Source organism: Rhodovarius sp. (genome assembly GCF_040399605.1).
Lineage (GTDB): Bacteria > Pseudomonadota > Alphaproteobacteria > Acetobacterales > Acetobacteraceae > Rhodovarius > Rhodovarius crocodyli_A.
In genome coordinates this window covers 18,458-31,438 of record NZ_JBBARU010000011.1, presented here as the reverse complement: position 1 = coordinate 31,438, position 12,981 = coordinate 18,458, and the positions used below count along the sequence as shown (strand labels likewise).

Here is a 12,981-nt window from a genome sequence, read left to right as displayed (position 1 = left end):
CGAAGCTTGGGGTTACGCTGGACCAAATTCACCGAGGATAACGCCATGGTCGCCGTCACCCGCATTTTTGCCGAATACTCCGCCTCCATCCAATATGGCGCCCTGCCGGGGGCGGTGCAGGAGCGCACGCGCTTTCTGCTGCTCGACCTGCTGGGCAATATGCTGCGTGGCCGCCACGATGCCGAAAGCAGCGCCTCGCTGATCCGCGCCGCCAAGGCGATGGGCCTCTCCGCCGGCAACCACGCCGTCTTCGGCGAGCAAAGCCGCTGGACGCCCAATGGCGCCGCCCTGCTGAACGGCGCCTTCGCCCACAGCCTCGATTTTGATGACACCCATGCTGCCGCTACGCTGCATCCCGGCGCACCGGTCATCCCCGCCGCTATCGCCGCCGCCGAAATGACCGGCGCCCGGGGCGAGGATGTGCTGGCCGCCATCGTGGCCGGCTATGAGGTGACCAATCGCCTCTCTTTGGCCCTGCCGGGCGGCGATCACTATGATCGCGGCTTCCACCCCACCGCCACCTGCGGCGCCTTTGGTGCCGCCGCTGCCGCCGCGCGCGTCATGGGCCTCGATGCCGATGGCGTGGAAAATGCCTTTGGCATCGCGCTCAGCCAATGCGCCGGCAGCCTAGCCTTTCTGCATAATGGCGCCTGGACCAAGCGCTTCCAGGTGGGTTGGGCGGCGATGAACGGCCTCTCCGCCGCACTGCTGGCGCGCGAGGGTTTCCGCGGTGCCTCTGAAGCATTCGAGGGCCGCGCCGGCTTCCTGCAGGCCTATGCGCCCAACCCCACCCCGGCCCGCGCGGTGCAGGATCTGGGCATTGTGTTCGAATTGATGGAAACCGCCGTAAAGCCCTACCCCTCCTGCCGCTACGGCCATGCAGGGGTGGATGCGGCCCTCGCCCTGCGCGCCGAGCATGGCCTCAAGCCCGAGGAAATCGAGAGCGTGCTGATGGGCCTGCCGCATAAGGGCATGAAGCTGGTGGGCGCACCGCTGGCCTATAAGCAAAACCCGCAAAATGTGGTGGATGGCCAGTTCAGTGGGCCCTTCGTGGTGGCCAATGCGCTGGCCTATGGGTATTTTGGCTGGGACAGCTATGCCTTGTTGCAGGACCCCACGATCCGCGCCCTGCTGCCGAAGATTGGCTGCGATTTCGACGCGGAGGTCGAGGCCGAATTCCCCACCAATATGGCTGGCAAGCTCACCATTCAGGCACGCGGCCAGACCTTCGTGAAGATGGTGACGGTGCCCAAGGGCGAACCCGGCAACTTCCTCTCCGAGGCCGAGCTGCGGGCCAAATTCCATGGTCTGGCCGATGCCATTCTGGGCGAGGCGCGCGCGGCGGAGCTGGCCGATGCGGCGCTGAACCTGCATCTGGCCGATGATGTGACCACGCTCACCCGGCTGGGCACGCCCCAGGCGTCTCTGCGCATGGCCGGGGAGTAACAGCGCCAGCCGCCGCGCCGCTGCACGGCGATCCGCCCCCACCCTCGGTTGATTTGGCGCAAGGACAATGGGCGCCGGTTCAAGGCAGGCTACTCCTCGGCCGCAGCGCCGCCGCGGCAGGGGAGGCTTCGATGATTGCCAAGACACTGATGTCCACCAGCCTGGTCGTGGTGCCGCCGGATATGCCGGTGGCGGCCCTCGCCGAATTGCTGGCCGCGCGGGGCATTTCCGCCGTGCCCGTGGTGGATGCCCAAGGGCAGCCCATTGGTATTGTGACCGAGGGCGACCTTATCCGCCGCCTTGCCGACCAGCCCCCCGGCCCTTTTGGCTGGTTCCTGCAACTCTTCGGCGGCACCAAGCCGCTGGTCGAGCGCTTTGCCAAGGCGCATGGCGCCTGCGCGCGCGATGTGATGACGGCAGAACTGGCCAGCGTCACCGAGGAGGCCTCCGCCGAGCAGATCGCCCGGCTGATGGAAAGCCATGCCATCCGCCGGGTGCTGGTGCTGCGCGATGGCAGGCTGGTGGGCATAGTCAGCCGTGCCGATCTGTTGCGCGCCGTGCTCGGCGCTATGCCCCAGCCCGGGGCGCATCAGAAAGACAGCACGATCCGCCAAGCGCTCCTCGCCGCCATGCGCGAGCAGCCATGGGTGGATACATATTGGGTCTATCCCGATGTCACTGCCGGCGTGGTCACCCTGCATGGCTATGCGCGCTCAGAGAAGATCCGCCAGGGGCTGATCATGCTGGCACAGGGCATCGCCGGGGTTGGTGCGGTGCATGACGCGATGGCGCCCATGCCGCTGCTGCTGCGCGCCACGCTTTAGGCGCCAAGCATGATCGCACAACGCCATTCCGCCATCATCCAAGCGCTGCATTGGCTGATCGCGCTGGGCATCTTCAGCAGCTATGCGCTGGGGCTGGTGATGGAGGAGTTCCCCCGCGGCGCGCCGCGCAACCTTGTCACCATGCTGCATGCCTCACTCGGCCTGCTGGGCCTTGCGCTCACGCTGCTGCTGGCATTGTGGCGGCTGATCATTCCCGGCCTGCCACGGCTGGAGGGCAACCCGATGATCCAGCGCATGGCCAGGCTCGCCCATTGGGGGCTTTACGCCGCCATGCTGGCGGTGCCGCTGCTCGGCCTGGGCATGATGTGGCTGAAGGGGCGCGTGGTGATGGTGCTTGGCCTCTTCACCCTGCCCTCCCCCTTTTCGGCCAATCGCGGCCTTGGTGAGCAAATGGAGGGGCTGCACGAATTCGGCGCGCATGCCCTGCTCGCACTCGTTGGCCTGCATGCGGCGGCGGCGGTGTTCCATAACATCGTGCTGCAGGATGGCGGCTTGCTGCGCATGCTGCCGCGCAGCGGTCCGTTTCGCTACCCGCGCGGCTAGCGCTTCATCCGTTCAAACGGCCTCGTTTGAGTGGATTAAAACACTAAAAAACAGAGCATTAGAGCCATTTCAGTGTGCCTTAATGAACGGAACAGGCTCTCAAGCCGCGCCGCTCGACCATCCGCCCCGCCCCCGCTATATCGGTAAGGATACAGCGTGGCCGGGAGAATGAAGATGCGCCGCCGCCTCCTCGCCGCCGCCTCGCCCCTGGTTTGGGCCCTGGCCGGCCCGGCCGCCGCCCAGGCTGGGCCGTCCACCATCTTCGCCGCCGCCAGCCTCACCGAGGCCTTGCGCGACCTCGCCGCCCAATGGGCGGCAAGGGGCCATCAGCCGCCTCGCCTCGCCTTCGCGGCTTCCTCCTCCCTCGCGCGGCAGATCGAACAGGGCGCCCCGGCCGCGCTCTTCATCAGTGCCGATGAAGCCTGGGCGGATTACCTGCAAGCGCGTGGCCTCCTTGCCGAGGCCAGCCGGAGCAGCCCCATCGGCAATGCGCTTGTGCTCATCGCCGGGCGCGGCAGCCTCCAGCCCATCACCCTCAGCCCCGGCACCGCCCTCGCAGCGCTGCTCGGCCCGGGCGGGCGGCTGGCCATGGCTGACCCAGCCCATGTCCCCGCCGGCCGCTATGCCCGCGCCGCCCTCACCTGGATGGGCCAATGGGACGCGTTGGCCCCCCGCCTGGCCCGCGCCGACAATGTGCGCGCCGCCATGCTGCTGGTCGAACGCGGCGAGGCGCCGGCCGGGATTGTCTATGCCACCGATGCGCAGGCCATGCCCGGGCTGCGGGTGATCGGCCGCTTCCCGCGCGAAAGCCATCCGCCCATCACCTACCCCTTTGCCCTGACCCGGCAGGGCCAGCAGCTTCCCCAGGCCCGCGCCCTGCTGGATTTTCTCACCGGGCCAGAGGCGATGCCGCATTGGGCCCGCCACGGCTTCATTCCCGCCCCATGATACTCTCGGGGGAGGAATGGCAGGCGGTGCGCCTCAGCCTCGATGTCGCCACCCGCTCGGTGCTGGTGTCGCTCATCCCGGCCGTGGCTGTGGCATGGGCGCTGGCGCGGGGCCGCTTTGCCGGCCGGATGCTGCTTGATACGCTGGTGCATGTGCCGCTGGTGGTGCCGCCGGTGGTGGTGGGCTGGGGGCTGCTCATGCTGTTTGGCCTGCGCGGGCCCATTGGCGCGCCGCTCTATGAATGGTTCGGCATCCGCCTGGTCTTCACCACCGGGGGGGCAGCCCTGGCCACGGCGGTCATGTCCTTTCCGCTGATCGTGCGCGCGGTGCGCCTGGGCCTGGAGAATGTCGATCCCGGGCTGGAGGCGGCGGCGGCCAGCCTCGGCGCCTCCCCGCTCGACCGGTTTCTGACCGTGACCCTGCCGCTCATGTCGCCCGGCATCCTTGCCGGTGCGGTCACGGCTTTTGCCGCGGGTTTGGGCGAATTCGGCGCCGTCATCACCTTTGCCGCCAATATTCCAGGCGAGACCCAGACCCTGCCGCTGGCCATCTACACCGCCACCCAAACCCCGGGCGGTGAGGCGGTGGCAGGGCGCCTTGCGCTGATCTCCTTCACCTTGGCCATGCTGGGCCTGCTGCTGGCCGAATGGATCGCCCGGCGGATGCATATGCTGCTCGGGCGCGGCTGATGCTCGAGGTTGCGCTGCGCCACCGCTATGGTCGGGCGGGCTTTGCCCTTGATGCCAGCTTCACCGCACCCGCGGCCGGGGTGACGGCGCTGTTCGGCCCTTCGGGCTGCGGCAAGAGCAGCATATTGGCGGCGGTGGCAGGGCTGCTGCGCCCCGAATCCGGCCGGGTGGCGCTGGCGGGCGAGGCGCTGCTCGACACGGCGCGGGGCCTCTTCACCGCCCCGGAGCGGCGCCGCTTTGCCATGGTCTTTCAGGATGCGCGGCTGTTTCCCCATCTCAGCGTCGCCGCCAATCTGCGCTATGGCCTGCGCCGCGCGCCGGCCCAGGCCACAGGCCCGGGCTTTGAGGAGGTGGTGGCGCTGCTGGGCCTTGAGCATGTGCTGGCCCGCCGCCCGGGCCGGCTTTCCGGCGGCGAGCGGCAGCGCGTGGCCCTCGGCCGGGCCCTGCTCGCCCGCCCCCGGCTGCTGCTGATGGATGAGCCCCTTGCCGCGCTCGACGCCGCCCGCCGCGCCGAGGTGCTGCCCTTCCTCGCCCGGCTTCGCGATGCGGCCGCCATTCCCATCCTCTACGTCACCCATGCGCTCGATGAGGTGGATGCCCTGGCCGACCAGATGGTGCTGCTGGCCGAGGGGCGGGTGCTGGCGCAAGGCCCGGTCGAGGCGCTGGCCGCGCGCACCGATCTGCCACTGGCCGCCCGGCGCGATGCCGGCGCGCTGCTCACCTGCCGCATCGCAGCCCATGACCAGGTGCGCGGCCTCACCCAGTTGGATTTCCCCGGCGGGCGCTTTGCCGTGCCGCTGCGCGCCGAGCCCATTGGCAGCCAGGCCCGCATCCGGCTGCGCGCGCGTGATGTGGCGGTGGCCACAGAACCACCGCGGGGCATCTCCACCCAGAATGTTCTGGCTGCCCAATTGGTGTCGGTGGGTGATGCGACATCCTCGCCCGAGGTTTTTTTGCAATTGGCGCTCGGCCCCAGCATCATCCTCGCCCGCGTCACCCGGGACAGCATCGCAAGGCTGGGGCTGCGGCCGGGCCTTGCGGTCTGGGCGGTGATCAAGGCCGTCACCTTCGACCATGCCGTGCCGCCGCCGCCGCCGCCATAACCGCGCGGCCCGGCCTGCCCGGCTTAAGCCTTGAGCAGCTTGCGCACCATGGCCGATGCCGCCCGCTTGCCCTCGCCGGCATAGGCCTCGTGATGATCCTCGATTTTGCCGGGATCATAGAGGTAATTCACCATCAGCCCGGCACTCTCCGCCATGCCCTTGGCCGAGGTATCCGCCAGCCAATTGATCCGCTCCACCCGCGCACCATTGGAGAGGTGGAAATGGCCCACCGGGTCGCGCGCGCGCTTGGGGTTGCGGCCACCCTCGCTCAGCAGATAACGGGCGCAGAGCCGCAGCAAAATGGGCTCCAGCGTGGCATTGAGCAGCGGCTCACGCGGCCAGTTCCGCCGCGCCATCAACAGCGCCAGCGCCGCTGTGGGGTGGGTGGCGGGCGGCACCGCGGCGGCCTTTCGCAGCGCCATGGCCTCGCCCTCCTGCAGCAGGCCATCCTCGGCCGCCTGTTCCCGCTCGGCCAGCCAGCGGGCAAAGCCGGGAATGGGCGAGAGGGTGGCGAAATGCTTCAAGCCGCGCAATTCGCCACTCAGCGTCTCCACCACCCGCTTGATCAGGAAATTGCCGAAGGCAATGCCATCGAGGCCGCGCTGGCAATTATTGATCGAGTAGAAGATCGCCGTATCGGCCGCTTTGGGGTCCAGCACCGGGGCCTTCTGGTCGAGCAGGCGCTGCACGCTGTCGGAGAGGCCCTGCACCAGCGCGACCTCGACGAAGATCAGCGGCTCCTCGGGCATCCGCGGATGGAAGAAGGCGTAGCAGCGGCGGTCACTATCCAGCCGGTTCTTGAGGTCCCGCCAGGTTCTGATCCGGTGCACCGCCTCGTAATCGACCAGTTTTTCCAGCAAGGCCGCGGGGCTCGACCAATCGATCCGGCGCAGTTCCAGAAAGCCGACATCGAACCAATTGGCCAGCAGGCCCTTCATATCGGCCTCCAGCGCGGCGAGCATGCCATCGCCATCGGCCAATTGCAGCAATTCGCCGCGCAGATCGACCAGGAACTTCATCCCGTCGGGAATGGTGGTGAATTGGGTCAGCAGCCGCAGCCGTGGCGGCTCCAGCGCCCGGCGCAGGCGAACCTTGGCGGCGGCGGCGCTTTCGGGGTCACGCGCCGCGCCCAGCGCATCGGCGGCGCGGGCCACTGCCTCAGGGTCGGAATCAAAGCTCGCCAGGGTTCGCAGAAACGCCCGCCGCCCTCCAGCATCGGCGGCGACATAGGCCTGCGCCAAATTCGCCGCCCGGGCGCGGGCCGAAACCTCGCCACCGCGCGCAGCGAGGCAGACCCGCATTTGTTCGGCGAGGTCGGAGGTTTCTTCAGGGCCGGAGACCCGCTCCGCCATGTCCCGCCAGAGGCTGGAGACCCGGCGCAGCGCACGGTCGAGAAGGCCTTCATTGGGAATGATGTCTGGCATTCCTGGCAGCCTATCCCTGGAAATATAAAGAAACAATCTTCTCGTGCGGCCTTGGTTGCGAATGGTCTGAACAAGGCCGCCCCGCCATGCTAAGGCTGCTCCCATAAAAGGAGGCCACGCATGTCAAAAGCCCAGGAAATCTCACTCCCCGCGCTCTATGCGGCCGACCCCGAGCGGGCCGATGCCCTCGCCTGGGGGCGCCGCGGCACGTTGCGCGGCGCGGCCCTGGCCAGCATGGGCGCTGCCCTCGGCGCCGCCATCCCCTTCGCCGCGCGCATGCCCCAGGGCCTGCTGCCCGCCGCCCTGGCGCAGGAGAGCGCCATCCTGCGCATGGATGGCAAAGGCCCTCTGCTGATTCTGGGCGAGCGCCCGCTGGTGGCGGAAACCCCGGAAACCCTGCTCGATGAGCCCATCACCTCGGCCGCCAACCACTTCATTCGCAACAATGGCCAAATCCCGCCCGTGGCGGCCGACCCGCAGGCCTGGCGGCTGGTGGTGGATGGCGAGGTCAACACCCCGCTCAACCTCGCCGTGGGTGAATTGGCCCGCCGCTTTGAGGTGGTGACCCGGCAATTGCAAATGGAATGCGGCGGCAATGGCCGCAGCCAATTCACCCCCGCCACCCGGGGCAATCAATGGGGCAATGGCGCCATTTCCAACGCGGAATGGACCGGCGTGCGGCTGCGCGATGTGCTCGCCGCCGCCGGCCTCAAGCCCTCGGCCGTCTTCACCGCGCATTTCGGCGCCGACCCGCATCTGTCTGGCGCGACCGACCGCGCGGCCATCAATCGCGGCATGCCCATCGCCAAAGCCATGGACGAGGACACGCTGCTCTGCTTCCGGATGAACGGCCAGGCCATCCCGCATATCCATGGCGCGCCGCTGCGCCTCATCACCCCAGGCTGGCCCGGCAGCCTCAGCCAGAAATGGCTCAACCGCATCTGGCTGCGCGACAAGCCGCATGATGGCGCGGGCATGGGCGGCACCAGCTACCGCCTCCCCCGCACCCCCATCGTGCCGGGGGCGGAAAATAATGGCGCGGGCTTTATGGATATGGCGTCGATGCCGGTGCGCTCGATCCTGAGCAGCCACGCCCATGGCGCGCGCATCGCCGCCGGCACCCGCGCGCTTGACCTGCGCGGCGCCGCCTGGGCCGGGGATGAGACGGTGCGCGCGGTGCATGTCAGCCTCGATTTTGGCGCCACCTGGCAGGAGATGGCCGTGGCCGCCCCCGCCAATCGCCATGCCTGGCAACGCTGGAGCGGGCGCGTCGCCCTGCCCTCGGATGGCTATTTCGAGATCTGGTACCGCGCCACCGACAGCCAGGGCCGGATGCAGCCGCACGCCGCGGCAAACTGGAACCCGCAAGGCTATGGCGCCAATGCCATCAGCCGCGCAGCCATTCTGGTGGGTTGATGCGCCGCCTGCTTCTGGCGCTGAGCCTATGCGCCGGCTGGGCCATGGCCCAGCCGGCCGCCACCGCCGAAGAACCCACCGTGCTGCCCGATGGCGAAGGCCGCGATGAGGTGTTCTATGGCTGCACCGCCTGCCACAGCAGCGCCCTGATCCGCCGCTCTCGCCTCTCCCACGCGCAATGGGATGGGCTGATGGACTGGATGGCCGAGCGCCACGGCATGACCCCGCTCGAAGGTGCTGATCGCACCCTGGTGGTGAATTACCTGGCGCGGCATTTCGGCCCGGCACAGGCGCCGGCGCGCGGGCGCAATCCGTTTCTCAACTGAGAGGCGGCTGGAAAATGGATAGCTAGAGCATCATCCGTTCAAACGGAATCGTTTGAACGGATAAAGATGCTCGGCAAATAAAAGCCTAGAGCCTGTGCAGTGAGCCGAGGCGAACGGAACAGGCTCTAGCGGGGAAAAGATCGAGGGGCTTTGCCCCTCGAGCACCCCAGCAGGGTTTTGTCAGTAGCCGGCTAACTCCGCGCCCGATCCACCCGTATCACCCCGGGGCAGGCGCGCAGCCCGGCCATGATATTGGCCAAGTGCCGCAAATCGCGCACCTCCGCCTCCAGCGCCACATCACATTCATCCTGCCGCCGGGTCACCCGCAGTGAGGCAATGGCACCATCCTGCTTGGCGATGGCATTGGTGATGCCTGAGAGCACATTGGGCTCATTGGCTGCGCAGAGCGATAATTTGGCGGTATGCGCGCCACTCTGCTGGGCCTCCCAGCCCACCTCGAAGAAGCGCTCGGGGGTGGCGGAAAAACTCTCCAGCGTGTGGCAATCCCGCCGATGGATGGTGATGGCCCGGCCGGTATTGATGATCCCCAGAATGGCATCGCCCGGCACCGGGTTGCAGCAGCCGGCATACTGCACCGGTGTACCGGGCGGCAGGCCGGTGATGGCCATGGGGCCTTCGGCAGCCGCCTCGCTGCGGCCTTCGGCGCGTGCTGTCACCAGCGGCCCGCCGCCCAGCCTGCCGCGCGGGCGGCTGAGCATCATCGGCTCCACCGCACGGGCCGGCGCGCGCAGTTCCGGCACGGCGGCGAAGAGCACCTCGCGCGGGCCCAGCGCGCCGCTGCCCACCGCAACGAAAAGCTCCTCGGTGCTGGCCTGTTTCAGCGTCTTCAGCGCCGGCTCGAGCAGTTTTTCGGAAAAATCCAGCCCATCCTGCCGAAAGGCCTTGGCCACCGCCGCGCGGCCTTCCTGGCGGTGGGTCTCACGCTCGGCCGCCTGGGCAAAACGCCGAATCCGCGCCCTTGCCCGGCCGGTGGCAACGAATTTCAGCCAATCCGGGTTGGGCTTGCCGCCGCGGGCGGTGATGACCTCCACCTGGTCGCCATTGGAGAGGTGCTGGCGCAGCGGCATCACCTTGCCATTCACCTTGGCGCCCACGCAGGTATCGCCCACCTGGGAATGCACCATATAGGCGAAGTCAATCGGCGTGGCGCCGCGCGGCAATTCGAACAATTCGCCCTTGGGCGTGAAGACAAAGACACTCTCGCTATGCAGTTGGAGCTTGGTGTTCTCCAGCACATCCTGCGGCTCGGAGGCGGTCTCGATAATCTCGAGCAGCGCCTTCATCCAGGGGTAGCGGCGCGTCTCCTGCGTTTCGCCCTGCTTATAGACCCAATGCGCGGCCACGCCGTATTCGGCAACTTCATGCATCGCGCGGGTGCGGATTTGCAATTCAATTTTGGCATGGCGCTTGGCCGGCACCGTCACCCCGGTGTGCAGGCTCTGATAGCCATTGGCCTTGGGGGTGGAGATATAATCCTTGAAGCGGCCGGGAATGGTGCGATAGGCGTCATGCACTGCCCCCAGCGCCATATAGCATTGCGCCTTCTGGGGCAGGATGACGCGAAACGCCATCACATCGGAGAGGGCTTCAAAGGCGACATTCTTCGCCTCCATCTTGCGCCAGATCGAATAGGGTGATTTTTCTCGCCCCAGCACCTCCTCGACAGCGACGCCGTGGCGGCCCAGCACCTCGACAATGTCGTGCTCGATCTCGCTGATCAAATCGGCGCTTTGGCCGCGCAAAAACGTCAGCCGGGCCTGAATACCCCGCCAGGCCTCGGGGTTGAGTTCCCGAAAGGCCAGGGTCTCGAGTTCGGTCTTCAGCCGTTCCATGCCGATGCGCTCGGCCAGGGGAGCATAGATATCGAGCGTCTCGCGCGCCGTCTGCGCCCGTTTCTCCAGCTTGGGCACATGGTGCAGCGTGCGCATATTGTGCAGCCGGTCGGCCAGCTTGACGAGCAGGACGCGAATATCCTCGCTGACCGCCATGAGCAGTTTGCGCAGGTTTTCCGCCTGTTTGGTGCGCTCGGACTGCACCTCGATCCGGCTGAGTTTGGTGACGCCATCGACCAGCTTGGCCACCTCAGCGCCAAAGCGGCGGCTGATGTCGGGCAGCGAGGTGGGGGTATCCTCCACCACATCATGCAGCAGGGCGGTGGCCAGGGTGGCGGTATCGAGCCGATAGCCGGCCAAAATCTCGGCCACGGCAATGGGATGAATAATATACGGCTCGCCATTGCGGCGAACCTGCCCCGCATGGGCGGTGGCGGCCAGCCGGGCGGCATCCGCCAGTACCTGGCCATCCAGCCGGGGGTCCCCCTCCACCGCGCTGGCCACAAAGGCCAGCGCCGCATCAAGGCCAGGGATGGCAGAACCCGCGTTCAACCCCTCCGGCGCTTGCGGGGCCGGGCTGCGGGTGGGGTGCTGCCTGGGCGCCAAGGCGCCGCCTTATTCCTCGCCGAAGAGTTCGGCGCCGATCGCGGCTTCGATATCCACCGGCTCTTCGCCGCCCGGCATCTCTTCGTTGACGTCCATAACGCCAAAGATATTCTCGTCGGTGGCGATGAGGTCCATCACCTCGTCCTCGACCGGCTCTGGCTCCGGCGCACGGGACAGGCTCTTCACCAGATCAGCTTCGATATTGGGCAGTCCCACGGTTTGCTCGGCGATTTCGCGCAGCGCCACCACCGGGTTCTTGTCATTGTCGCGGTCCAGGGTCAGCGTTTCGCCGCGGCTGATATTGCGGGCGCGCTGGGCAGCGTAGAGCACGAGGTCGAAGCGGTTGGGGACCTGAAGGATGCAATCCTCGACGGTAACGCGGGCCATATGTGCTCCTGGGCAAAGAGATCGCGCCTCGTTCAACTCCGGGGACGCGTAAACCTTCAGATAGCCATGGCGGGGTAGAAAGGCAAGCAGTTGGCAGTTGCGCCATAAGTTTGCCAATCGCTGCAATTCGGCAATAATATCCCAAGAATGAATGATATGATTTCACTGACGGCCGATAACCTCGATTGCTTCGTCAGGCGCATTGATGCCCTGGGCGGTCCTGGCCATCCGGCTGCCCGCGCGATGCTTGACCGCGCTCACTACCAACCCGCCACCAGCCCCGATACCAGCCTGGACCCCTTCGGGCCGCAATGGCTGCAGCAGCAGCTTGATCTGCATCGTGAAATTTCCGGTCGCGGCCTGGACCAGGCCGCCAATGAACAGGTGGACATCGATATAGACCGCCATGTCGCCGCGCCCAACGCCTATGATCACTGGTTCCCCAAACCATTCTCCGATCACCTGACACGTCTGCTGAGCGTGCTGCGGCTGGCCGATCCCAGGCGCGGCTCCATACTGCTCGATATGGGCTGCGGCTGGGGCCTGTCATCGGAATTCATGGCCCAGGCGGGCTTGCAGGTGGTGGCCATGGACATCAACCCGCAATTCGTCGCTCTGGTGAACCGCCGTGCCGCCAGGCTTGGCCTGCCTATCACCGCCCATATTGGCGAATTCGATCACTGGGGCCCCGCCCATCCGGTGGACCAGGTGCTGTTCTATGAATGCCTGCATCACGCGCTGCGGCCATGGGAGGTGCTGCGCCGCTTCGCCACCACCCTCAACAAGGATCCCGGCTGCCATATCCTGATGGCGGGCGAGCCGGTGCAGGCCCATTGGTGGCCGCATTGGGGCCTGCGGCTGGATGGGGAATCGCTCTATGTCATGCGCAAGCATGGCTGGTTCGAAAGCGGCTTCAGCTTGGATTTCATCCGCCGCTGCCTGGCCCTGGCCGGGCTCGAACCCATTGTCGAGAATGTGCTCGACCCCACTTTGGGCCAGGTGCTGGCCGGCCGGTGGCGGGCGCTGCACGGCATGGCATGGCTGCAGGCGCTGGCCGAGAGCGAAGGGATCACCGCCGATGGGACGGGCGGATTGACCCTGACCGCCGATGCCACAATGCGCTTCGGCGCCCTGCCCCGGGAGCTGGCATTGGTGATGCATTTGCACAATCCAGGCCCCGGCCCGCTGAACTTGCAGATCAGCGCCAACCACATGCAAGAGCATGTGCTGCTGCCTGGCCCCAATGTGGTGACCATCGCGGGCATCCAGGGCGGAGCGCGGCTGGTGATGGAATTGCGCAAACGCAGCTTGGCGACACGGCTGTTCGGCGGTGGCGGGTCAGCGGAATGCCGGCTGGAGGGGTTTGATTTCCCGCCCTGCTGAACCGTTGGCCGG

12 protein-coding genes are annotated in these 12,981 nt (G+C 67.0%); 9 read left to right on the top strand and 3 right to left on the bottom strand.

Features of this window, described 5'->3' with window-relative positions; genetic code table 11:
- Positions 1-45 precede the first annotated feature (45 nt).
- The 6 genes from ABWP84_RS05520 to modC all read left to right on the top strand — a co-directional run bounded on the left by ABWP84_RS05520 (position 46) and on the right by modC (position 5,574).
- On the top strand, positions 46-1,446 hold the full coding sequence (locus tag ABWP84_RS05520) for an MmgE/PrpD family protein (RefSeq protein ID WP_353211003.1): 1,401 nt from the start codon (positions 46-48) through the stop codon (positions 1,444-1,446).
- A 131-nt stretch (positions 1,447-1,577) separates the two neighbouring features.
- Positions 1,578-2,270: a CBS domain-containing protein gene (locus ABWP84_RS05515; protein WP_353211002.1), complete on the top strand. Its 693-nt coding sequence runs from the start codon at positions 1,578-1,580 to the stop codon at positions 2,268-2,270.
- A gap of 9 nt (positions 2,271-2,279) precedes the next feature.
- Positions 2,280-2,834, top strand: coding sequence for a cytochrome b (locus ABWP84_RS05510; protein ID WP_353211001.1), 555 nt, complete (start codon positions 2,280-2,282; stop codon positions 2,832-2,834).
- Between the two features lie 174 nt (positions 2,835-3,008).
- The gene (gene modA / locus ABWP84_RS05505; protein WP_353211000.1) at positions 3,009-3,782 is read left to right on the top strand and encodes a molybdate ABC transporter substrate-binding protein; all 774 of its coding nucleotides are present in this window, start codon (positions 3,009-3,011) and stop codon (positions 3,780-3,782) included.
- Positions 3,779-4,471, top strand: a complete 693-nt coding sequence (modB, locus tag ABWP84_RS05500) for a molybdate ABC transporter permease subunit (protein ID WP_353210999.1) — start codon at positions 3,779-3,781, stop codon at positions 4,469-4,471. The genes modA and modB overlap by 4 nt, the downstream gene beginning before the upstream one ends.
- Positions 4,471-5,574, top strand: coding sequence for a molybdenum ABC transporter ATP-binding protein (gene modC / locus ABWP84_RS05495; RefSeq protein WP_353210998.1), 1,104 nt, complete (start codon positions 4,471-4,473; stop codon positions 5,572-5,574). Before modB ends, modC begins: the two co-directional genes overlap by 1 nt.
- 23 nt (positions 5,575-5,597) lie before the next feature.
- Here the strand turns inward: modC and ABWP84_RS05490 are convergent, their stop codons facing one another.
- Positions 5,598-6,998, bottom strand: a complete 1,401-nt coding sequence (locus tag ABWP84_RS05490; RefSeq protein ID WP_353210997.1) for a malonyl-CoA decarboxylase — start codon at positions 6,996-6,998, stop codon at positions 5,598-5,600.
- A gap of 120 nt (positions 6,999-7,118) precedes the next feature.
- On the opposite strand from ABWP84_RS05490, the gene ABWP84_RS05485 reads away from it, so the two are divergent.
- Positions 7,119-8,414 (top strand): sulfite oxidase, encoded by a 1,296-nt coding sequence (locus ABWP84_RS05485; protein WP_353210996.1) that lies wholly within the window; start codon positions 7,119-7,121, stop codon positions 8,412-8,414.
- On the top strand, positions 8,414-8,740 hold the full coding sequence (locus ABWP84_RS05480; protein ID WP_353210995.1) for a hypothetical protein: 327 nt from the start codon (positions 8,414-8,416) through the stop codon (positions 8,738-8,740). Before ABWP84_RS05485 ends, ABWP84_RS05480 begins: the two co-directional genes overlap by 1 nt.
- 191 nt (positions 8,741-8,931) lie before the next feature.
- Here the strand turns inward: ABWP84_RS05480 and ABWP84_RS05475 are convergent, their stop codons facing one another.
- Complete coding sequence (locus tag ABWP84_RS05475) at positions 8,932-11,199, bottom strand: bifunctional (p)ppGpp synthetase/guanosine-3',5'-bis(diphosphate) 3'-pyrophosphohydrolase (protein WP_353210994.1); 2,268 nt, start codon at positions 11,197-11,199, stop codon at positions 8,932-8,934.
- Positions 11,200-11,208: 9 nt separating this feature from the next.
- Positions 11,209-11,586: a DNA-directed RNA polymerase subunit omega gene (gene rpoZ, locus ABWP84_RS05470; protein WP_353210993.1), complete on the bottom strand. Its 378-nt coding sequence runs from the start codon at positions 11,584-11,586 to the stop codon at positions 11,209-11,211.
- Positions 11,587-11,733: 147 nt separating this feature from the next.
- Between rpoZ and ABWP84_RS05465 the strand changes: the two genes are divergently transcribed.
- A complete protein-coding gene (locus ABWP84_RS05465; protein ID WP_353210992.1) occupies positions 11,734-12,969 on the top strand; it encodes a class I SAM-dependent methyltransferase in 1,236 nt (411 codons plus the stop codon).
- Positions 12,970-12,981 lie beyond the last annotated feature (12 nt).